The 22,530-nt window shown below is 69.1% G+C and carries 15 protein-coding genes; 13 read left to right on the top strand and 2 right to left on the bottom strand.

Features of this window, described 5'->3' with window-relative positions; translation table 11 throughout:
* Positions 1–54: 54 nt before the first annotated feature.
* Positions 55–1,632, top strand: a complete 1,578-nt coding sequence (locus QH195_RS27845) for an FAD-binding oxidoreductase (RefSeq protein WP_280437586.1) — start codon at positions 55–57, stop codon at positions 1,630–1,632.
* A complete protein-coding gene (locus tag QH195_RS27840) occupies positions 1,629–2,564 on the top strand; it encodes a diacylglycerol/lipid kinase family protein (protein WP_280437578.1) in 936 nt (311 codons plus the stop codon). The genes QH195_RS27845 and QH195_RS27840 overlap by 4 nt, the downstream gene beginning before the upstream one ends.
* Positions 2,565–2,669: 105 nt before the next feature.
* On the opposite strand, the gene QH195_RS27835 is transcribed toward QH195_RS27840, so the two are convergent.
* Positions 2,670–3,359, bottom strand: a complete 690-nt coding sequence (locus QH195_RS27835) for an AAA family ATPase (protein ID WP_280437577.1) — start codon at positions 3,357–3,359, stop codon at positions 2,670–2,672.
* A 386-nt stretch (positions 3,360–3,745) separates the two neighbouring features.
* Here QH195_RS27835 and QH195_RS27830 point away from each other — a divergent pair, with 386 nt between their 5' ends.
* From QH195_RS27830 to nrdR, 10 genes are all read left to right on the top strand, one after another.
* The gene (locus QH195_RS27830) at positions 3,746–4,084 is read left to right on the top strand and encodes a hypothetical protein (RefSeq protein ID WP_280437576.1); all 339 of its coding nucleotides are present in this window, start codon (positions 3,746–3,748) and stop codon (positions 4,082–4,084) included.
* A gap of 89 nt (positions 4,085–4,173) precedes the next feature.
* Positions 4,174–5,034 carry an SGNH/GDSL hydrolase family protein gene (locus QH195_RS27825; RefSeq protein ID WP_280423056.1) on the top strand — a complete coding sequence of 287 codons (861 nt, stop codon included), beginning with the start codon at positions 4,174–4,176 and terminating at the stop codon, positions 5,032–5,034.
* Positions 5,031–6,347, top strand: a complete 1,317-nt coding sequence (locus tag QH195_RS27820) for an acyltransferase family protein (RefSeq protein WP_280437575.1) — start codon at positions 5,031–5,033, stop codon at positions 6,345–6,347. The genes QH195_RS27825 and QH195_RS27820 overlap by 4 nt, the downstream gene beginning before the upstream one ends.
* 272 nt (positions 6,348–6,619) lie before the next feature.
* Positions 6,620–9,298, top strand: a complete 2,679-nt coding sequence (locus QH195_RS27815; protein WP_280437574.1) for a valine--tRNA ligase — start codon at positions 6,620–6,622, stop codon at positions 9,296–9,298.
* A 71-nt stretch (positions 9,299–9,369) separates the two neighbouring features.
* Positions 9,370–10,755: a bifunctional tetrahydrofolate synthase/dihydrofolate synthase gene (gene folC, locus QH195_RS27810; protein WP_432278284.1), complete on the top strand. Its 1,386-nt coding sequence runs from the start codon at positions 9,370–9,372 to the stop codon at positions 10,753–10,755.
* A gap of 67 nt (positions 10,756–10,822) precedes the next feature.
* Positions 10,823–11,242, top strand: a complete 420-nt coding sequence (locus QH195_RS27805; RefSeq protein ID WP_280437573.1) for a DUF4233 domain-containing protein — start codon at positions 10,823–10,825, stop codon at positions 11,240–11,242.
* Positions 11,243–11,343: 101 nt separating this feature from the next.
* Positions 11,344–11,760, top strand: coding sequence for a nucleoside-diphosphate kinase (gene ndk, locus QH195_RS27800; RefSeq protein ID WP_280423052.1), 417 nt, complete (start codon positions 11,344–11,346; stop codon positions 11,758–11,760).
* A 406-nt stretch (positions 11,761–12,166) separates the two neighbouring features.
* Positions 12,167–16,354 carry a translation initiation factor IF-2 N-terminal domain-containing protein gene (locus QH195_RS27795; RefSeq protein WP_280437572.1) on the top strand — a complete coding sequence of 1,396 codons (4,188 nt, stop codon included), beginning with the start codon at positions 12,167–12,169 and terminating at the stop codon, positions 16,352–16,354.
* Positions 16,351–16,500: a hypothetical protein gene (locus QH195_RS27790; RefSeq protein WP_280437571.1), complete on the top strand. Its 150-nt coding sequence runs from the start codon at positions 16,351–16,353 to the stop codon at positions 16,498–16,500. The genes QH195_RS27795 and QH195_RS27790 overlap by 4 nt, the downstream gene beginning before the upstream one ends.
* Before the next feature lie 202 nt (positions 16,501–16,702).
* Positions 16,703–17,170: a transcriptional regulator NrdR gene (gene nrdR, locus QH195_RS27785; RefSeq protein WP_068037741.1), complete on the top strand. Its 468-nt coding sequence runs from the start codon at positions 16,703–16,705 to the stop codon at positions 17,168–17,170.
* 149 nt (positions 17,171–17,319) lie between these two features.
* Here the strand turns inward: nrdR and hrpA are convergent, their stop codons facing one another.
* Positions 17,320–21,624: an ATP-dependent RNA helicase HrpA gene (gene hrpA / locus QH195_RS27780; protein WP_280437570.1), complete on the bottom strand. Its 4,305-nt coding sequence runs from the start codon at positions 21,622–21,624 to the stop codon at positions 17,320–17,322.
* A gap of 196 nt (positions 21,625–21,820) precedes the next feature.
* Here hrpA and QH195_RS27775 point away from each other — a divergent pair, with 196 nt between their 5' ends.
* A complete protein-coding gene (locus QH195_RS27775; RefSeq protein WP_280437569.1) occupies positions 21,821–22,483 on the top strand; it encodes a DUF5134 domain-containing protein in 663 nt (220 codons plus the stop codon).
* Positions 22,484–22,530: the final 47 nt, after the last annotated feature.

Raw genomic sequence — 22,530 nt, 5'->3', positions numbered from 1 at the left:
ACCGGCCAGGGCGACACCCCCGAAGAACCGTCCGCGACAGCAGCACGACCCGATATGGTGTGGGACGCCTGGGGAGTTCCCGCCGGGCACACACCGTTGCCGGAGCAGATCCGCGGTCTGCTCGGCCAGGTGTTCGGTATCTCCGGGGAACCGGCGACACGTCGTGATGAGGGCGATGTGCCGCTGCGGCCGCCGGTCCTGTCCGCGGACCGGCGGGCCGGACTCGCGCGGCTCGTGGGGGAGGAGCAGATATCCACCGGGCACGTCGCCAGGTTGCGGCATGCCGGCGGTAAGAGCACTCTCGACCTGCTGCGGCGGCGCGCCACCGGCCCCCAGGACGCCCCCGATGCCGTGGTCTATCCGGCCGATCACTCGCAGGTGGCCGACGTTCTCACCTACTGTTCCGGACAGGAGATCGCCGTCGTTCCGTTCGGCGGCGGAACCAGTGTGGTCGGCGGGCTGGACCCGGTGCGCGGCCGTTTCGAGACGGTGATCGCCCTGGACCTGCGCCGCCTCGACGCCTTGCTGGACTGCGACCCGATCTCCGGTACCGCCACCTTCGGCGCCGGGGTCACCGGGCCGCGCGCCGAAGAGTTGCTCGCCGCGCACGGGCTCTCGCTCGGACATTTCCCGCAGAGCTTCGAATTCGCCAGTATCGGCGGTTTCGCCGCGACCCGATCGTCGGGGCAGGCATCCGCGGGATACGGCCGATTCGACGATATGGTCCAGCGGCTGCGGGTGGCCACACCCACCGGGACGGTGGAACTCGGCCGGGCACCGGCCTCGGCCGCCGGACCGGATCTGCGTGAGCTCTTCGTGGGTTCCGAAGGGGCGCTCGGGGTGATCACCGAGGTCACCGTGCGGGTGCATCCCGTCCCCGCGACCACGGACCATATGGCCTGGTCGTTTCCGGATTTCGCCACCGGTGCCACCGCGTTGCGCGCGGTGGTGCAGGCGGGCGCCGCCCCGACCGTTTTGCGGCTGTCGGACGAGGCGGAAACCGGGTTGAATCTGGCCCGCTCCAAGGATATCGGCGGTGCGCCGGCTTCCGGATGCCTGGCGGTGACGACCTTCGAGGGCAGCGCTGCCCATGTCGCCGCGCGCAGCGCCGAGGCGGCCGAACTCCTGCGCGCGGCCGGCGGTACCGAACTGGGTCCCGATCCCGCGCGAGCCTGGGAACACGGCCGGTTCTCGGCACCCTACCTGCGCGACGCGCTGCTGGACGCCGGGGTGCTGTGCGAAACCCTGGAAACCGCGACCACGTGGAACCGCCTCGGTGAACTCAAGACCCGGGTCACCACCGCGCTCACCGAGGCGCTGTCCGCCCAGGGCACGCCCGCGCTGGTCATGTGCCATATCTCGCATACCTACCCGACCGGCGCGTCGTTGTACTTCACCGTCGTCGCGAAACTTCTCGACGATCCGATCACGCAGTGGCAGGCCGCGAAACAGGCCGCCGGAGACGCCATCGCCGCCGCCGGTGCCACCATCACCCACCATCACGCCGTCGGCGCCGACCATCGCCGGTGGCTACCGGACGAGATCGGCGAGCTGGGGGTGCGGGTGTTGCGTGCGGTGAAACGCGAAATCGACCCGGCCGGGATCCTCAACCCTGGCACACTGCTGCCATGACCGAGGCCGGTGGCCGCGGAGCCGATCTCCGCGATATGCGAGCGGTCGCCGTGGTGACCAACCCGTCCGCAGGGCAGGGCCGGGCTCGCGATGCGGCGCGCGCGATCGTGGACGCGCTGTCACGCGACGGTATCGAGATCATCGAGATCCACGCCCCTTCGGCCGCCGGAACACGGGAACAGTTGCGGGCGTGCCTGGCCGCCGGATCGCCCGACGCGGTCGTTTGTGTCGGCGGTGACGGACTGGTCTCCACAATCCTCGATCCGCTCGCCCATACGGCGGTCCCGCTCGCCCTGCTGCCGGTGGGCACCGGGAACGATCTCGCCCGCGAACTGGGTATCGGCGACGACCCGCTCGCCGCCGCCGACCTGGTCCGCCGGGGAAGCGTGCGCACGATCGACCTGGGCCGGCTCGAACCCAGCGCACACGAACCGATGTGGTTCGCGACGGTTGCCTGTACCGGTTACGACGCCCGGGTCACTCTGCGTGCCAACCGGATGCGCCGGCCGCGCGGCCGGCTGCGCTACACCTTAGCCGCGGTCGCCGAGATCGCCCACGGCACCAGCGTGCCGTATCGCATCGAACTGGGCGGAGACCCTCCGGATCCGGTGGTCGAGACCGAGGCGTTGCTGGTCGCGGTGGGTAACACCACTACCTACGGGGGTGGGATGCGGATCTGCCCCGACGCCGTCTGCGACGACGGGCTACTCGATGTGACCGTTGTAGGGAAGGTGTCGCATCTCGAGATGCTGCGTATTCTTCCGGCGCTGTCGGCCGGTAAACGGATCGAGCATCCCGCGGTGAGCCAGTACCGGGTCGAATCGGTGCGATTGTCGGCGCCGGATGCCCCCGCCACCGCCGACGGTGAACCCGCCGGGCGTCTCCCGGTCACGCTGCGGATCGCACCCCGTGCACTCACAGTGTTGTGTTGAGTCCGGCCGCTGCGGGATCGGACGAGGCGAGGGTCCGCGTTCCGGCCACGCCGCGCGTGCGGTCTCCGTTCCGTGCCGGCCGCCGGCACCATGCCTGCTGCCGGGTCAGGCGGCGAACCGGATTTCTTGCAGGTGGTCGATCCCGGAGCGGTCCAGGACGACAATCGATTCCGGTTGCGGCTGCGGACCCGTCCCGCTCTCCACCCGTTCCAGCAGGCGTCTCCAGCGTCGTACATGCCAGTTGAAGGAGGCCCGGCCGACCCGTCGCCCGCGGGCGTACTGCCCGTCCCGGGCGATCGCGGCGGGGACATCGAGCAGCACCATATGCAGCTCGCGACCGTGTCGCGCGGCCCAGTGGGTCAGCATGCGCCGGGTGAACGCGACGGTACCGCAATCGTGGACCACCACCGGACCGGTATGGTCGCGCAGGGCGATCCAGATCCGACGGAAATGCACCAGATGTACCACCGGCCGCCACAGCGGGTAGGGCAACCAGGCCAGCCGGTGCCGCCACGAGTTACGGGCCTGGATCGAATCGAGTACCAGCGCACCGCCGGGACCCACCGGCGCGGTTTCGGCTTCGGGCTCGGAGCCGAACAGCTTGCGCAACGCGGTGCTCTTACCCGCGCCCGGGATGCCCGCGAAAATCACTGTGGACGTGGGCGGATACCGCAACTCCCCGGTACGGCGTCCACGTAGGTCCACGACTCCCCGCGGGTTCAGGACAAGCGAATCCGAGTCGGGGAAGACGGATTCGGGTGGATACAACGGGACCGAGTCGAGCGGGGGGTTCACGTCGTCCAGGGTCCCCAGTGCGACCGATTTCGGCAACTGTGCCCACGGCGCCGCCTCCGGCGCCGCGCGGGTCGGGAAGGCGAACCGGACGGTGAGCCCGGTCCGAGTCGGGCACCGTCGGCCGATTCCGGCGGCCGGGCTCGGCGCAGCGAGGTGTGACGTTCGGCGGGAGCGAATGCTGTGGTCCTCCATCAGGTGGTGCGGGGGCTATGCTTCAGCCTGGCCGAGCGCCGTGAAGTCTTCTGGTCTACCCGAGGGAACCCGGAGTGTAACGGGTTCGGCGGACCCCGCGATGTCGTTCCTGACAACTCCGCGTCCCGGAACGGGCGGGGTTCAACGATGCCGAAATGCCAGCAGGATTGGGAAGCTTCATGAAACGTTGCCTGGTGACCGTGTTTGCATGCACCGCAGTAATTCTCGGTGTAAGCGGGTGTGGCGACGACTCCGAATCGCACGACGATCACGAAACGACTTCCAGCACGATTGCGACCAGCACGGAGGCGCCGTCGAGCGTCGCATCGACCACCCCGGTCCCGCAGAGCCCGGCCCCGGCCCCGCCGCCCGCTGTCGAACCCCCGCCGGCCGTCGAACCCCCGCCCGCCGCGGAACCGCCGGCCGAGGAGCCGGCGCCGCAGCCTCCCGCGCCGCAGCCGGCGCCCGCGCAGCCCGAAGCCGCGGAGCCGACACTCACCCTGCCCGATTTCGATCCGCAGGCCGGCTACTGAGCGACGGGAAACTCGTGATCCACAGATTTTTTCGGTGTCGTGGTGGGATTGCCGGTGCCGTGGTGGCGGCCGCACTCACCGTGGCAACGATGTACGCACCGGCCGTGGCGGCGCCGGTCGAAGACAACCGCCCCGCGGGCAAGTCTCTGGTGGTGCTCGGTGATTCGTTCACCGCGAACTACCCGAAGGTGTTCTCGGGGACCAAGGAGTGCCTGCATGCGCCCACCTCGTGGCCGACTCGGCTGAGCGAGCGAATGGGACTCGTGGGCACGCCGGACTTCGTGGATGCGTCCTGTAGCGGGTCCACGATCGCTTCGGGGCAGGGCTGGTGGCTGGTGCACGAGGTCGCCGAGGCGGCGAAGCAGCAGGCTTTCGGGCCGGAGACCGAGGTCATCGCTATCCAGACCGGGATGAACGACGTCTGGTCCAAAACCAATTCGGCGTCGCTGATCACGTCACTGCAGTCGTGCGTATTCAACTTCGTCGACGGATGCGGGCTGGAGGCGGCCGAACAGGGACGGTTCACCGAATACCGGAACGTCACGGGCCAGCTCTACGCCAAGCGCATCAGTGAGGTGATCACCTATATGCGCTATTACGCGCCGAAGGCACGGATCATGCTCGTCGGTTACCCGGAATTGTTCCCGGCGGGGCAGGAACACGTGTGCGTGAACGTACTCGGCGCAGGACAGGTCGTGCAGCCGCGGGGACGCGCGGTGACCGAATACCTGGACCGCCTGAATACCGCGCAACGAGAAGCCGCGGAGCTGCTGAAACTCGAGTTCGTCGATATCCGCTCGGTGACCGCGGGCCACGGGCTGTGCTCGGAAGATCCCTGGTTGAACGGTTTCTTCGATCCCGCGGCCGATATGGCCGGGATGCCGTTCCATCCCTCGGCACACGGCGATGCGGTGACCGCGGACGCCGTGTACGAAGCGATCAGCCGGTGAACCTGGGCCCGGCCCGGGTCGAGTCCGGATCGGAGTTCCTCGATGCGGCGGCGGTGCGGCCGTCGCTGCCGTCGCTGACGGGGGCACGGTGGTGGGCCGCGTTCGCCGTGTTCCTGTTGCACGCCCTGGTGTTTCTGCCGGTGTATCCGTTCCAGAAGTCGGAGTTGTTCCGGCAGATCCATCAGCTCATGCCGATGCAGCTGGGTGCCGCGGGGGTGACCTTCTTCTTCGTCCTGTCCGGGTTCATCATTTATTGGTCGTTCCGGCCGGGTAGCTCGGTGCCGCGGTTCTATTGGCGCCGGGTGTTGAAGATCTACCCGACCCATCTGGTCGCGGCTGGCGCGTTCATCCTGGTGGTGAGCGTCCCCTTGACACGGCCGGTGGTCTGGGCTCCGAACCTCGCGCTGATCCACACCTGGGTGCCGAAGTGGACGACGGTCGGCGGACTCAATGTGCCGTCCTGGTCGCTTGCCGCGGAGATCCTGTTCTACCTGAGTTTTCCGCTGGTGCTGCCGCTGGTTCGCCGGATCAGGAGCCATCGGGTGCCGTGGGCGCTGGCAGGGCTGCTGATGGCGATCCTGCTGCTGCACACCGCGTATTACCTGTGGGCGCCCGGGCCCAAGGGGATCGCGAATACCTTCGCGCCGCGGCTGATACCGGGTGAGGTGTCGCCGTACTTCGAACTCCATGCCGCGCCCATCTGGTTCGAGCAGTCCGATATCCCGGTGGCCCTGTCGTACTGGCTCAGCTACAACTTCCCGCTCTCACGGTTGCCCGAGTTCTTCCTCGGGGTGCTGGCGGCGCGACTGGTCCTGGAGGGCCGCTGGCGTAACACCCGGCTGGCGCCGCCGGTGATCGTGCTGATGATCGCCTATGCGGCGACCTGGGTGGTGCCGCCGAACTACAAGATGTCGGCGCTGCTGCTGGCGCCGATGGTGGCACTGGTGGCCACGCTGGCCGCGCGCGACCTGGCGGGTATCCGGGGGTTCTCCGCCTCGCCGCGGATGGTCTGGCTCGGCAATATCTCCTTTGCCTTCTACCTGATCCAGTTCCCGGTGATGGCGTTGATCACCCGGTTCTTGATCGGCGGAAAGCAGTTCGGGCTGCTCGGCTGGCTGGGGTTCGCCGGGCTCAGTCTGGTCGTGTCCATCCTGGCGGGGGCGGCCGTCTATCACTGGATCGACGACCCCCTGATGCGCCGATTCTCCGGTCGTCGCACCGCGGCGCGGGAGAAACCCGCCGCCGCGGATACCGATACCCCGGCCCGTGCCGCTCCGGCGGGGCCGGAGCCACGGACCGAACCAGTCGCCTGACATGCCCTGGCGGAGTGCACCGGTAGCGGGTTTGTGACGGATCTGAGAATTCCGGTGCTCAAGCTGAGAATTGGTTGTGGATTCGGGGCGCGGCCGGGGATCGGCGGTAGTCTGATCGGTGTAGGCGGAGTCTTCGGTGTCCCTCATCCACCGAAGGCTCCGCCTTCGGCCTTTTCCGGGTTCGGTCCCGATGGGCCCGTGGTCACGCCGAGGACGGCACCTTATCGCGCACCCTGCGAAAACCATTTCTCCTCGAACACTAGAATCGGCGCGTGACCAGCGCAGCCCCTGACAACACGCGTAATCGTGCCGATGCCCTCCCCAAGAGCTGGAATCCCGGCGAGGTGGAGGCCGACCTGTACGAACGCTGGGTAGCCGCCGGTTACTTCACCGCCGACCCGCAGAGTTCCGCGCCCGGCTACTCGATCGTGCTGCCGCCGCCGAATGTCACCGGCACTCTGCACATGGGGCACGCCCTGGACCACACCCTGATGGACACCCTTGCGCGCCGGAAGCGGATGCAGGGGTACGAGGTGCTGTGGTTGCCGGGGATGGACCATGCCGGTATCGCGACCCAGTCGGTGGTCGAGAAGCAACTCGCGGCCGACGGAAAAACCAAAGAGGATTTCGGGCGCGACTTGTTCGTGCAGAAGGTCTGGGACTGGAAGCGCGAATCCGGCGGCGCGATCCAGGGTCAGATGCGGGCCCTCGGCGACGGTGTCGACTGGTCGCGCGACCGGTTCACCATGGACGAAGGCCTGTCGCGGGCCGTGCAGACCATCTTCAAGCGGCTCTACGACGCCGGCCTGATCTACCGGGCCGAACGGCTGGTGAACTGGTCGCCGGAACTGCGTACCGCCATCTCCGATATCGAGGTCAAATACGACGAGGTCGCCGGCGAACTGGTGTCGCTGCGCTACGGGTCGCTCGAGGATGCCGAACCGCATGTCATCGTCGCGACCACCCGGGTCGAGACGATGCTCGGTGATACCGCGGTCGCAGTGCATCCCGACGATCCGCGGTACCAGGATCTGATCGGCACCACGCTCGAACACCCCATCACCGGCCGGCAGATCCCGGTCGTCGCCGACTCCTATGTCGATCCGGAGTTCGGTTCCGGCGCGGTGAAGATCACTCCGGCGCACGACCCGAACGACTTCGAGATGGGTCTGCGGCACAACCTGCCCATGCCCACGATCATGGACGAGCGCGGCAGGATCGCCGGTACCGGAACCGAATTCGACGGAATGGACCGCTTCGAGGCCCGGGTGAAGGTGCGCGAACGGCTGGCCTCCGAGGGCCGGGTCGTCGCGGAGAAACGCCCCTACCTGCACAGTGTCGGCCATTCCGAGCGCAGCGGCGAACCGATCGAACCGCGGCTGTCCATGCAGTGGTGGGTGAAGGTCGAGGCGCTGGCGAAGGCCGCCGGCGATGCCGTGCGCAACGGGGATACCGTGATCCACCCGGCAAGTCAGGAACCGCGCTGGTTCGACTGGGTCGACGATATGCACGACTGGTGCATCTCGCGCCAGCTGTGGTGGGGCCACCGCATCCCCATCTGGTACGGACCCGAAGGCGAAGTCGTCTGTGTCGGCCCCGACGAAGAGGCTCCCGAGGGCTGGGTGCAGGATCCCGATGTCCTCGACACCTGGTTCTCCTCCGGACTGTGGCCCTTCTCCACCATGGGCTGGCCGGACGCGACTCCGGAACTGGCCAAGTTCTATCCGACCAGCGTGCTGGTCACCGGCTACGACATCCTGTTCTTCTGGGTCGCTCGGATGATGATGTTCGGTACCTTCGTCGCCGACGACGCCGCGATCACCGCCGGTAAGGGCACGGAGTACCAGGTGCCGTTCAAGGACGTGTTCCTGCACGGCCTGATCCGCGATCAGTACGGCAAGAAGATGTCGAAATCGCGCGGTAACGGCATCGACCCACTGGACTGGATCCGCGACTACGGCGCCGACGCCCTGCGATTCACCCTGGCCCGCGGCGCCCAGCCCGGTGGCGACCTGTCGGTCGGCGAACCACACGCGCTGGCCTCGCGCAGCTTCGTCACCAAACTCTTCAACGCCACCAAGTTCGCTCTCATGAACGGCGCCCGCACCGGTGACCTCGCGGCTCGCGAAGCGCTCACCGACGCCGATCGCTGGATCATCGACCGACTGGACGCGGTGCTGACCGAGGTCGATACCGCGTTCGACGCCTACGAGTTCGGTAAGGCCTGCGAGGCGCTCTACCACTTCGCCTGGGACGAACTCTGCGACTGGTACCTGGAGCTGTCCAAGGTCCAGTTCACCGAAAGCGAGGCGCGTGCCGAATCCACTCGCGTGGTGCTCGGCACCGTCCTGGATTCGGTGTTGCGGCTGCTGCACCCGGTGATCCCGTTCGTCACCGAATCGCTGTGGCAGGCGCTGACCGGTGGCGAATCGGTGGTGATCGCCCAGTGGCCGCGGACCACCGGGGTCCCGGCCGATGGCGGCTCCGCGCAGCGGATCGCCGATCTGCAGCGGCTGGTCACCGAGATCCGCCGGTTCCGCAGCGATCAGGGACTCAACGACAAGCAGAAGGTCGCCGCGCGGGTGTTGGGCCTCGACGCCGCCGGACTGACCCATCTGCATCCCGAGGTCGCGAGCCTGGGCCGGCTCACCGAACCGGGCGAGGCCTTCGCCGCGACGGCCTCGGTGGAGGTGCGGCTGAGCACCACCACGGTCACCGTCGAGGTGGACACCTCCGGCAGTGTGGACCTGGTGGCCGAACGTCGCCGCCTGGAGAAGGACCTGGCCGCCGCGCAGAAGGAACTCGCCGGCACCGAAGCCAAACTCGGCAACGAATCCTTCCTGGCCAAAGCGCCGGAACAGGTGGTGGACAAGATCCGGTCGCGGCGCGATATCGCCGCGGCCGAGGTGGAACGGATCGGGGTCCGGCTGGCCGAGCTGAGCGGCAAGTGAACGATCACGAACCGAACCCGGAACCGGAGCCCCAGCACGGCGGCGCCCGGCTCGGCACCGGGCCGTCGCCGGTGGAGCTGGCGGAGATGGCGCTGGTCGAGGCCGAACTCGACCGGCGCTGGCCGGAAACCAGAATCGAGCCCTCGCTCACCCGGATCTCGGCGCTGATGGATGTGCTGGGTTCGCCCCAGCGCGGCTACCCCGCGATCCATATCGCCGGAACCAACGGCAAAACCTCGGTGACCCGGATGATCGACTCACTGCTCACCGCACTGCACCGGCGCACCGGGCGGCTCACCAGCCCACATCTGCAGCTGGCCACCGAGCGGATCGGAATCGACAACCGGCCGATCTCTCCGGCGCACTACGTGGAGCTGTATCGCGAACTGCAGCCCTATATCGAAATGATCGACGCACAGTCGGCCTCCGCGGGCGGCCCGCCGATGAGCAAATTCGAGGTACTCACCGCCATGGCCTACGCGGCGTTCGCCGAGGCGCCGGTCGATGTGGCGGTGGTGGAAACCGGGATGGGCGGCAGCTGGGACGCCACCAATGTGATCGACGGCCAGATCGCGGTGATCACCCCCATCGGCCTCGACCACACCGACTATCTGGGTCCCGACCTGGCCTCCATCGCCAAGGAGAAGGCCGGGATCATCAAAGCCGCCCCCGAAGCGCTGGTGCCCGTCGACAATGTCGCGATCATCGCCGAGCAGGATCCGGAAGCCATGGATGTGCTGCTGCGCCGCGCCGTCGAGGTGGACGCGGCCGTGGCGCGGGCCGGTGCCGAGTTCCAGGTATTGAACCGCCGGATCGCCATCGGCGGTCAGCAACTCGAACTCCAGGGGCTCGGCGGCGTATACGACGAGATCTTCCTGCCGCTGCACGGCGAACACCAGGCCCACAATGCCGCTCTCGCGCTCGCCGCGGTGGAGGCGTTCTTCGGGGCGGGTGCGCAGCGCCAGCTCGATATCGATGCGATTCGCGCGGGCTTCGCCGAGGCCACCAGCCCGGGTCGGCTGGAACGCATGCGCAACGCGCCCACCTTGTTCATCGACGCCGCGCACAACCCCGCCGGCGCCGCCGCGCTGGCCGCGACGCTCACCGCGGAATTCGATTTCCGCAAATTGGTCGGGGTCGTGGCGGTTCTCGGTGACAAGGACGCGGCCGGGATCCTCGCCGCGCTCGAACCCGTATTCGACGAGATAGTCGTCACCACCAACGGATCGCCGCGCGCCCTGCCGGTCGATCGGCTCGCCGATCTGGCCGTGCAGCGCTTCGGTGACGAACGCGTGGTCGCCGCGCAGAGCCTGCCCGATGCCCTGGAAACCGCTGTAGCCCTGGCCGAGGAAGCCGGGGAGAGCGGGGAGATGGTGTCCGGCGCGGGCGTGGTCGTCACGGGTTCGGTGGTCACCGCCGGCGCTGCCCGCGCACTGTTCGGCAAGGACCCGGCGTGACGCCGGGTACGTCGCTCGCAGCCGGGCCCAGCATCGGCGATGCCGGCGCCAACGATAAGGACGCATGATGAGTGAGAGCGAACCCAAGGGGCCCGAGCCGGTTCCTACCGCACCCGATCCGTGGAAGGGACTACGCGGAGTGATGGCGGGGGCGCTGGTGCTCGAGGCGATCACGGTGCTGCTCGCTCTGCCGGTGGTCGCCGATATCGCCGGGGGGGTCACCTGGGTCTCGGGGACCTACCTGGTGGTGCTCGCGCTGGTCATGATCGCCGGTGCCGGTCTGCAGCGGCGGTCCTGGGCCATACCGTTCAATCTGGGGTTGCAGGCGCTGGTGCTGATCGGTGGCATCTTCCATATCTCCATCGCGATCATCGGCATTGTTTTCCTCATCGTCTGGGGGTTCATCCTGGTGCTGCGGTCCGATGTCAAACGCCGGATGGAGGCGGGGACCCTGCCCAGTCAACGGATGGGCGGCAGTCCTCGGTAAGGCTGCGTGCCGCGCGCTCCGGTGACCACCGGATCGGCTACTCGAGGCCGTGTGCGGACTGCGGTCGAGGCGGGCTCGACCGTGCCCATTAGGCTGGCCGCGTGACAGAGCAGACGTTCATTCTGATCAAACCGGACGGCGTGGCCCGCGGTTGTGTCGGCGAGGTACTGAGCCGGGTCGAGCGCAAGGGCCTGAAGATCGCCGCCCTCGAGCTCAAGCAGGTGAGCGAGGAACTGGCCGGTGAGCACTACGCCGAGCACGCCGATAAACCGTTCTTCGGCTCGCTGATCGAGTTCATCACTTCGGGCCCCGTGGTCGCGGCAGTCCTGGAGGGTCCGCGCGCCATTGCCGCCTTCCGGCAACTGGCCGGCGGCACCGATCCGGTGGAGAAAGCCGCCCCCGGCAGTATCCGCGGCGATCTGGGTCTCGAGACCCAGTCGAACCTGGTGCACGGATCGGACTCGCCCGAGTCCGCCAAACGCGAGATCTCCCTCTGGTTCCCCGAATTCCCGCTCTGAACACTGCCCGGTAACGGGCTTTCCGGATCCGTGCGAGTGCCTTGCGCAGCGCCATGGCGAACACCTGGCGCACGGTGTGGGATACTGGTACTTGGTTGCGCCCGACACTGGGTGCGACCGGATGACACACTGCGGAACGATGCCGCCATCGCTGCCGCGGACGTAGAAGCCGGAGATCTCGGCTGCGTCTGCCCGGCGCGCTGGACGAGTGCTCGGACCGCGGCGTTCAGCCATATGCCAGGCGCCGCGTGGCCAGTTAGCCCGACCGACGTTCGATAGTGGAGATAACCGGGCACGCGGGGCGAGACCATTGACCTCGCGCCAACCGCGCGAGGCGGACGGAAAGCGTCCCCGCGACGGCCGCGTCACTCGTAGAGGAACGCGCCCGGGGGCCCGAGGAGACTTCGTGGCCGATCAAGAGCCGCTGGACACAACATCACAGGACGACGATCACTTGCCGGAGCGAATCCGAGTGCACGCCCTTGCCAAGCGCTTGGGCGTGACCAGCAAACGCATCCTGGCCAAACTCAGCGAACTGGGGACCGAGGTCCGCAGTCCGCAGTCGAGTGTGGACCGGGCAGTCGCGGAATCGGTCCGCGAATCGTTGACCACCCCCAACTTGGCGCTCGCCGATCCGGGCCTGTTCGAGCCGGCCGCGGCCGGCTCGGAAACGGGCCCGGCCGGGCAGGAGGGGGCTGCGAACGAGCCCACTGCTGCAGACGAGGCCGGCACCTCCGCTACGGATGCCGAGACCGCCGTCACCGGGTCGGAGCAGGCGGCGAGTCCCGCTCCGGCGCCGGATGGCGGTTCCGGGCAAATCCCGGGCATCGCGACCGAAACCGTGGCCGCGGGCGCGGGCGTGTGGGAACCGGAGGAACCGACCGCGCCCGATGTGGTGGCCGCCGGTACCGGGCTCGCTCCGGAACCCGCCACCGGAACCGCTCCCGCCGGATCCGCCGCGGCGGCCTCCTCCACCACCGGTGAGCAGGGCACGGCCGAATCGGGTGCGGCCGATTCCGGTAGCGGGCAACCCACGGCGCCGGGCAGTGCGTCCGCGGTCCCCGCGCCGACCGGCACCGCCGATATCGGTGCGTCCACCGGAACCACTGAACCGGCGGAAGCTACCGCGCGCGGCGACAAAACCGGAACCGGGGAGCCGGCGCAGCGCGATCGCGGCGCACAAGCCGGTCCGGCTACCGGGACCGAGGGTGCCGCGGAACCGTCCGGTCCCGCGGCGGTATCTGTCTCCGCCACCGTCTCCACGAATGCACCGACCTCTCCGTCCACACCGCCGCCCGCGTTCACCGCCGCGGCGAACCTGTTCGCGAGCCCGGTACGCGAGGAACCCACCGCGGCCGAACCGGTCGTTTTCGAAAGCGCGGTCGTCGCGGCCCCGCTGTTCCTCTCTCCGGACGCGGCCGCCGCCGAGGATCTGCGCCGCCGCCGCAAGGCCGAACAGCAGGCGGAGCAGCAGGTCGAGCAGAAGCCCGAACGGCAGGTCGAGCAGAAGCCCGAACGGCACGCCGAGGTGGAGCCGTCCGCGGACAGCGAATCCGATGACGAAACCGGGGACGAACAGGGCGGCGATTCCGACGATCAGCCGCGCCGCCGTCGCCGGGGCCGCCGGGGCAGGGGCCGCGGTCGCGGGGAACAGCAGTCCGAGGGCGACGACAACGATGCCGAGGACGGCGAGTCCGCCGAAACGGCGGAAGCGTCCGCAGAGACCGAGGACAAATCCGCGGCCGACGAGGATATCGCCGACCAGGACGCCGGCGATACCGGCGAGGAATCCGAGGGTGGCTCGAGCCGTCGCAGGCGTCGCCGCCGTCGCCGGAAGGTATCCGGGGAGTCCGGCGAGACGGCCGACTCCGCCGAGGACGATCCGCCGAATACGGTCGTCCATGAACGCGAACCGCGGAACAAGACCAGGGCCCGCGCCACCGTGGACGAGGTCCAGGGCATTACCGGCTCCACCCGGCTCGAGGCCAAACGGCAGCGCCGGCGGGACGGCCGCGAGGCCGGGCGGCGCCGCCCGCCGATCCTCACCGAATCGGAATTTCTGGCGCGCCGCGAATCGGTCGACCGGGTGATGGTGGTCCGGGAGAAGGAGTTCCCCGGACATCCGTCGGCCACCCAGGTCGCGGTGCTCGAGGACAACATCCTCGTCGAACATTTCGTCACCAGCACCGGCTCGGCGTCCATGGTGGGCAATGTGTACCTGGGCAAGGTGCAGAACGTGCTGCCGAGTATGGAGGCCGCGTTCGTCGATATCGGCCGGGGCCGCAACGGTGTGCTCTACGCCGGTGAGGTGAACTGGGAGGCGGCCGGGCTCGGCGGTAAGGAACGCAAGATCGAGCAGGCGCTCAAACCAGGCGATCAGGTGCTGGTGCAGGTCAGCAAGGATCCGGTCGGGCACAAGGGTGCCCGGTTGACCACCCAGATCAGTCTCGCCGGCCGTTTCCTGGTGTACGTGCCGGGCGGCACCTCCACCGGGATCAGTCGCAAACTGCCCGATACCGAGCGCAAACGTCTCAAGGAGATCCTGCGCGAGATCGTGCCCGCCGATGCCGGGGTGATCATCAGGACCGCCTCCGAAGGTGTCAGCGAGGCGGAACTGACCCGCGATGTCGAGCGGTTGCAGTCCGCGTGGCGCAAGATCGCCGCCGCTGCCGAGGGCGAATCGAATGCCCCCAAAACCCTCTACGAAGAGCCGGACCTGCTGGTGAAGGTGGTTCGCGACCTGTTCAACGAGGATTTCTCGAAACTGGTGATCGAGGGCGAACGCTCCTGGAACACGGTCGAGAAATATATCGGCACCGTCGCTCCGGATCTGCTCGCGCGGGTTTCCCGGCACGAGAACAACGGGGTCGATGTTTTCGAGGCCTACCGGATCGACGAACAGCTGGCCAAGGCGCTGGACCGCAAGGTGTGGCTGCCGTCCGGCGGCACCCTGGTGATCGACCGGACCGAGGCCATGACCGTGGTCGATGTGAACACCGGTAAGTTCACCGGATCCGGTGGCGGGAATCTCGAGGAAACCGTCACCCGTAACAACCTCGAAGCCGCCGAGGAGATCGTGCGGCAGATGCGGTTGCGCGATATCGGCGGCATGATCGTGGTCGATTTCATCGATATGGTCCTCGAATCCAACCGCGACCTGGTGCTGCGCCGGCTCACCGAGGCGTTGGGCCGCGATCGCACCCGCCATCAGGTCTCCGAGGTCACCTCGCTCGGCCTGGTGCAGATGACCCGCAAGAAGCTCGGCACGGGCCTGGTGGAGGCCTTCTCCACCACCTGCGAGCACTGCCACGGCCGCGGGATCCTGGTGCACAGCTACCCGGTGGAAACGGGCGGCGGCGACGAGGGGGCGGGCCGGGGCCGCGAATCGGGTTCGAAACGGCGCCGCAACCGCGACAAGGCCGCGCCCGCCGCGGCCGCACCGGCTCCGGTGCCCGAGATCACCGAGGAGGACGCGGCGGTCAAACGGGCCCATCCGGTGGCGTTGGCCATGGCCGCGCACCAGTCGGAAGACGCGGCGGACGAAGCGGCGACAGCCGCGGATCAGGGCGCGGCCGGTGAACCGGCAGCCGCGACCGGCAACGAGAGTCGTCCGGACAGCGGTGCTCCCGCGGAGCCCCGGCGCCGCCGCACCCGGGTCCGGCGGTCGGCGGGCGCCGCGTCGTCCGGTGATCGTCCGGCCGCCGAGGCCAACGGTAGCGGTGCCCGCGCGGTGCCCGAAGCGGCTGCCGCGGATACCTCGCCGCCCGTTGCCGCGGGCGCTCCCGAGGCTGCCGCGGATGTTCCTGAGCCCGCTGCCGCAGACGCTCACGAAGCCGCTGCCGCGGAGACGGCGGATGTCGCTGCCACCGAAACGGTCGTCGCTGAGGGTGCCGGCGCAGCCCTCACCGGCGATCCGGTCACCCAGCCGGAGGCCGATGAACCGGCCACAGCCGGCGCCCACGGTGTCACCGGATCGACCGATGCCGCGGATGCGGGCGACACCTCGCCCGTCGAGCCGGAGGTGACCGCTGTACCGGTGAGTGCGGTTGCGGAACAGGGTCGGCCGCCTGCCGATTCCGGTCACGCGGCCGGAACGCCGGGCGAACCGGTATCCGCACCGAATGGCACCGCTGCCCCTGCGGCTGCGCCGAACGGCACTGCTGCGTCGTCGGCCACGGCTGGTGCGACGCAGCCGGAATCCGCCGGTGGAGGAGCGCCGCCGGTGGGTGGAGGGACCGCCGACAGCGCTTCGGAGGCCCGGACCCGCCGGCGTCGCGTCGCTCGATCCACGGCCGCTCCGGTGGCCGACAGCGCCGGTGCGGTCTTCGTGCTGGCGGCCGATGAGCAGCCGTCGGTGCCGGTCGCGGAGGTCGAGGCCGAACCCGCGGCGGCCGACGTACCGGTTCGCCGGGTCCGCCGTCGTGCCGCCGCGCGCCCCGCCCGGCCCCGGGGGGCGCGCGGCCGGGACTGCGCCCCGCCGGTCGTTCGTCCACCGCCCTGCGGACGGACCCGCCCGGCCGGGGCTGGGCCGTCGCGCCCGAACCGGCCGAACTCGTCCAGCGTGCCCGCGCCGGCTTCGCGGCGACGGCGGTGACGGCCGTACTCACCGCCGCGGTGGTGGCCGGTTTCCTCGCGCTCGCGCATCTCCGTGCCCCCGAGCCGCCGCCGGCCCCGGAAATGCCCGGAATTCCGGCCGTGGCGGTGCCCGCTGCGCCCGGTGGCCCGGCCGGAGCCCGGTAGGTCGTGCACCCGCCCGCGCGCCGCCCCGGGGTGAGCGCAAGCACGGCACACCCCATGCCGGTATCCTCGATGTGTTATGCAGATGAGCCGGTGCCAGTTACCGGCCCACCCGGTACCGGGCAGCCACCCGGTGCCAGCGCTCGCCGGACCCGCGACCGCCGCCGGTTCGGCCGCGAGCGTTCGCAGCGACGAAGGACCCCGGATGCATTGCCCGTACTGCCGACACCCCGACTCCCGGGTCGTCGACTCGCGACTGGCCGACGAGGGCGCCGCCATTCGCCGCAGACGCGCATGCCCGGAATGCGGCCGCCGTTTCACCACCGTGGAAACGGCGATTCTCTCCGTGGTCAAACGCAGCGGGGTCACCGAACCCTTCAGCCGCGAAAAGGTTATTCGCGGGGTACGCCGTGCCTGTCAGGGCCGCGAGGTCGACGACGACGCACTGAACCTGCTGGCTCAGCAGGTGGAGGACGCGGTCCGGGCCAAAGGGTCGCCCGAGGTGCCGAGCCATGAGGTCGGCCTGGCGATACTCGGGCCGCTACGCGAACTGGACGAGGTGGCGTATCTGCGCTTCGCCTCGGTGTATCGATCGTTCACTTCGGCCGAGGATTTCGAACGCGAGATCCGGGAGATACGCCGGGCGCGCGCGGCGGTCGCCGCGAGCGACTGATCGGGCGTCGCCGGGTGGCCGGTGACCACCGCATACCGTGGACGCGGAAACGGGGCCACGTCGATCGAGGGCGGCGTGCCGTGCGCGGAGGTCGCACACCGACCCCCGGACGATGCGTGCCGTCGTTTCGGGTGCGGTGGTCGTCGCCTTCAGCGCCGGATGGCGTCGGCCGCTTTCTGGATCCGCTTCACCGATACCGGATACGGCGTGCCGAGCTTCTGTGCGAACAGGCTCACCCGCAGTTCCTGGATCATCCACCAGATCTCGATGACCTCTGGTGCGCGTCGACGCGATTCCGGAGAACCGGTGATCAGGCGATCGTAGACCGCTGCCGCCGCATCGAGCTCCGCCATGGCCCGGCGGTCGCGGTCGGCCGAACCGGGCAGGGCCGCGAGCCGGGCGGCAGCCCCCCGGAGATACCGGGGGAGTTCCCGCAGCCGGGCCGGACCCCACTCCGATACGAAACCGTCGAATACCAGTTCCGCCAGCTGATCTCGCACATCGGCGGCGATATCGGATTCCCGGACCCCCGGCAGCGCGGCCGAAACCTCGTGCGCCGCAGCGAGTACCGGTACCACCAAGCGGACTATCCGGGTCACCACGTCGTTGAACTTCGGCCTGATCGCCGCCACGAGCCGATCGAACCGATCCGGATCGCGTACCGGTCCACCGGCAGCGGTGATGAGCTGATCGGCGGCCGCTGCGCGGCAATCCTCGACCAGCGCCTCCACCGATCCGTACGGATTCTGGCTCAGCACCAACCGGTCTGCCGGGGACAGACCGGCGGTCACCGCCCGGACCGAGGTCGGGATCGCGGCGAGTACCAATGCCCGCGTTCCGGCGCGCATGGCCCGCGCCTGTTCGCCAGGTGTCTTGAGCACCCGGACCGCTACCCCGTCGGCCTCCGGCACCAGCGCTGGATAGCCGGTGATCGGCTGCCCGCCGACCTCCCGGCGCACCGTGGGCGGCAGTGTGCCCAGCGATTCCGATGTCCACACGGTGGCGGCGGCCCGTTCGGCTCCGGCCGTCGCCGCGGCCACCGACGCCGAAACCTGATCGGACAGCCGGGTTCTGAGGTCGGCCAGACTCTTGCTGGTTGCGAGGGTCCGGCCGTCGGTGTCGACGGCGGCGAAGGTCATCCGAAGGTGGTCGGGGAGCGCGGCGGGGTTCAGATCGGCCGCGGCGATGGGGATACCCGCCAGCCGGGTGAGTTCGCGGGCCAGCCCGGTGCGTAACGGTTCGGCGCGGGCAGTGAGCGCGGCGAGCGCGGCGGTGGCGAAATCCGGGGCCGGCACCACTGTGCGCCGCAGTTGCTTCGGCAGGGTCTTGATGAGTGCCGCGGCCAGTTCCGCCCGCATCCCGGGTACCAGCCAATCGAATCCGACCGCCCGGACATGGGCGAGTTGCGCGACCGGAATCCGCACCGTCACACCGTCGTCGGCCTGCCCCGGCTCGAACTGGTAGGTGAGCGGGAATGACAGCTCGCCCTGCCGCCAGGTATCCGGGAAAGCCGCCGGATCGAGCCGGGCGGCGTCCTCGTTGACCACGGCGTCGGTCGTGAAATCGAGTTGGTGCGGATCGCTGCGCCGGGCGGTTTTCCACCAGGTGTCGAAATGCCGCACCGAGACGATATCGGCCGGTATCCGCTGATCGTAGAAGTCGAACAGCACCTCGTCGTCGACCAGGATGTCGCGGCGCCGGGCCCGGTGCTCCAGATCGGCGATATCGTCGAGCAGGGCGCGGTTGCGGTGGAAGAACTCGTGCCGGGTCTGCCATTCGCCCTGGACGAGGGCGTGGCGCAGGAACAGTTCCCGGGTGGTTCGGGGATCGATGCGGCCGTAGTCGACGAGCCGGCCGGTGACCAGCGGAACCCCGTAGAGCGTTACTCGTTCGTAGGCACGGGCGGTACCACGCCGAGACGACCAGTGCGGTTCGGAGTAGTTGCGTTTCACGAGGTCCCCGGCGAGCCGCTCGGCCCACTCGGGTTCGATCCGGGCCGCCATCCGGCCCCACAACCGCGACGTCTCCACCAGTTCCGCGGCCATCACCCAGCGCGGCGGTTTCTTGGCCAGCCCGGAGCCCGGGAAGATCATGAATTTGGCATTGCGCGCACCCAGGAACTCCCGGGACTCGGCCTCGCGGACACCGATATGCGACAGCATGCCCGACAGCAGCGCCTGATGGATCGCCGTGGAATCCCACGGGTCGGTATCGGGTGTCATCTCGTCGAGCGGGCGCGGACCGGACGGATGAGGAGAGGCGGCCCCGGTGTCGCGGCCGCCTGCCCTGCGCTCCGGTTTACGGGTGTTGCGGCCACGCTGCCGGGACACCGGGCCCGCGTCGGAGGTTTCTCCGGCGGCGCTGCGCTGCGATGGGCCGGATTCGGCCGAGCCGTCGTGCAGCGACCAGCCCATGCCCTTGGTGATGGTGCGCAACTGGCCGTAGAGATCCTGCCATTCCCGGATCCGCAGATAGTGCAGGAACTCCTCCCGGCACATCCGGCGGAACCGGTTGGCCGACAGGGCGCGCCGCTGACCGTTGAGGTACTCCCAGAGCCGCAGGTACGACAGGAAATCCGAGTTCGGCACACTGAACCGGGCGTGTGCGGTATCGGCGGCCTGCTGCTGAGAGGCGGGCCGTTCACGTACGTCCTGGATCGACAGCGCGGCCACGATCACCAGCACATCGGCCAAGCAGCCGGTGCGGTGCGCCTCGACGAGCATGCGGCCCATCCGGGGATCCACCGGCAACCGGGCCATCTCCCGTCCGGTCGCGGTGAGCGTATGTCCCGATGCCGCACCCGGGCGTGCGGGGCGCCGGCCCGGACGGGATCCTGCGGAATCCGCCTCCGGGGCTCCGGCCGGTTTCTCCTGTGACGCGACGGGCTGGGAATCGGTGTCCGCGTTGTCGGCGGAGTTCCGAGTCTGCGTTTCCGTGGAGCCCGACCCGTCTCCGATAGGAGAGTCCGCAAGTCCGGCCGGTCCGGCGGCTCCCGGTTCCGTGGCCCGGCGGACCAGGGCACCGAGTTCCTCGAGCAGCGCGACACCATCGCGGACGGCCCTGCTGTCCGGTGCCTCGACGAACGGGAATCGTTCGATACCGCCCAGTCCGAGCGAGGTCATCTGCAGGATGACCGCGGCGAGATTGGTCCGCAGGATCTCCGGGTCCGTGAACGCCGGTCGCGCGTCGAAATCCTCCTCGGAGTACAGGCGGATGCAGATACCGTCGGCCACCCGGCCGCAGCGACCCGACCGCTGCCGCGCCGAGGCCTGGGATATCGGTTCGATCGGTAGCCGCTGTACCTTGGTCCGCATCGAATACCGGGAGATCCGCGCGGTTCCGGGGTCGACGACGTAGCGGATCCCGGGAACCGTCAGCGAGGTCTCGGCGACATTGGTGGACAGGACCACACGGCGCCCGGTGTGCGGTGCGAAGACACGATGCTGTTCGGCCGCCGACAGTCGCGCGTACAGCGGCAGGATCTCGGTCCGGGCGAGTTTCAGATCGGTGAGCGCGTCGGCGGTATCGCGGATCTCCCGTTCGCCGGACAGGAAGACCAGCACATCGCCGTCGCCCTCGGCGAACAGTTCGACCACGGCATCGCAGATGGCGTCGACCGGGTCGCGATCCACCGCGCCGTTCTCGTCGTCCTCGGTATCCGCCACGACGGGCAGTGCCAGCGGGCGGTAGCGGACCTCGACGGGATACGAGCGGCCCGATACCTCGACGATCGGAGCCGGCTCACCCGCCTCGTCCGCGAAATGCCGGGCGAACAACTCCGGGTCGATGGTGGCCGAGGTGATGATGATCTTCAGGTCCGGCCGCCGCGGCAGCAGCTGCTTCAGGTAACCGAGCAGGAAGTCGATATTGAGACTGCGTTCGTGGGCCTCGTCGATGATGATCGTGTCGTAGGCCCGCAACATACGGTCGCGTTGTATCTCCGCGAGCAGGATTCCGTCGGTCATCAGTTTGACCAGTGTGTGCTCGGCCGCCTGATCGGTGAAACGCACCGTGTAGCCGACCGCGTCACCCAGTTCGGTATCCAGCTCCGTGGCGATCCGCTCCGCGACCGTCCGGGCGGCCAGCCGGCGCGGCTGGGTGTGCCCGATCGCGCCCCGGATACCCCGACCCAGCTCGAGACAGATCTTGGGGATCTGCGTGGTCTTACCGGACCCGGTCTCCCCGGCGACGACCACCACCTGGTTCGCGGCGATGGCGGCGGCGATATCGTCGCGCCGCGCCGTCACCGGTAGTTGCTCCGGGTACGTGATCGTGGGCAGCGCCGCGCGCCGCGCCGCGACGCGTTGTTCGGCGGCACCGATCTCGGATTCGATCCGGGCGAGATCGCCGCCGCGTACCCGGTCGAGCTGTTTGCGCAGCCGGTGTTCGTCGCGGAGGGTGAGGGAGGTCAACCGGGTACGAAGCTCCCGGTGAGTGACTGCAGTCCTGGTCATTGCGACAACCAGCGTAACGAAACCTCGGGTGGCCACCGGCGGCGGTCACGCAGGATCGGCGGCCGGGCGGGGTGCGCCACCGCGAAAACGCGGGAACCGGGGCACACCGGATACCGCGGTGGCCGAGCGAACTCCGATACGCGGACCGGGTCCGTTCCGGTCGAAGCCGTGCCCTCGTCGGGGTTGCCGTGCGACCATGTTCGATGGCGCTTCCCTCATCGAAAGGCAATGCGGCATGGGCGAATTCGGGATCGATCAGACGGCGGTACGGGTTTGCGCCGCGCTCGCCTTCGCCGTCGCGGCGGCGATTGTGCTGGCCCGGGTGACGCCGCGCCCGGTGCGGGCGGGGCAACAGGGCCTGGCCGGTGCGGGCTGTGGAAATGTGGCCGGCGACCACGAATCGGACGCGGCGCATTTGTTGATGTGCGCCGTGATGTCGGTCATGGTGCTGTTTCCCACTCAGGTGCACGCCCACGCGTTGCACGGTGTGCTGCTCGCGATGACGCTGGTCTTCGGTCTGCTGTCGGCTGCCCGGCTCGTGCGGAACCGGTCGGCCGGTGCGGGGCGCGCCGGGGCGCTCGGTTATCACCTCATCGCGGCCGGTGTGATGCTGGCGACCATGTCGGGACACTCCGCCGACGGACACGGTGGTGGGCCGGGGGCGGTGCCGGTGACCGTCCTCGCGCTGTTGTTCCTGGCCGATGCGGTCGCGGTAGCGGTGACCGCGCTGCGCGGGGGCCGGCTGTGGTGGGCGGCGCATCCGGCCACACCGGGCCGTGGTATCCCGCTCGGGGTGCTACCGCACGTGATCATGGACCTCGGAATGGCCTATATGCTGGCCACCGCCGCCTTCGGCTGAGCCGACACCTCCCGGCCCCGCCCGGGCCGCCGGTCCAGCGGGAGCGA

Origin of the sequence: Nocardia carnea (genome assembly GCF_029868855.1) — a bacterium.
In the GTDB taxonomy this organism is placed as follows: Bacteria; Actinomycetota; Actinomycetes; order Mycobacteriales; family Mycobacteriaceae; genus Nocardia; species Nocardia carnea_A.
Note: the sequence above shows the minus strand (reverse complement) of the source record. Positions and strands in the feature narration are given on the sequence as shown.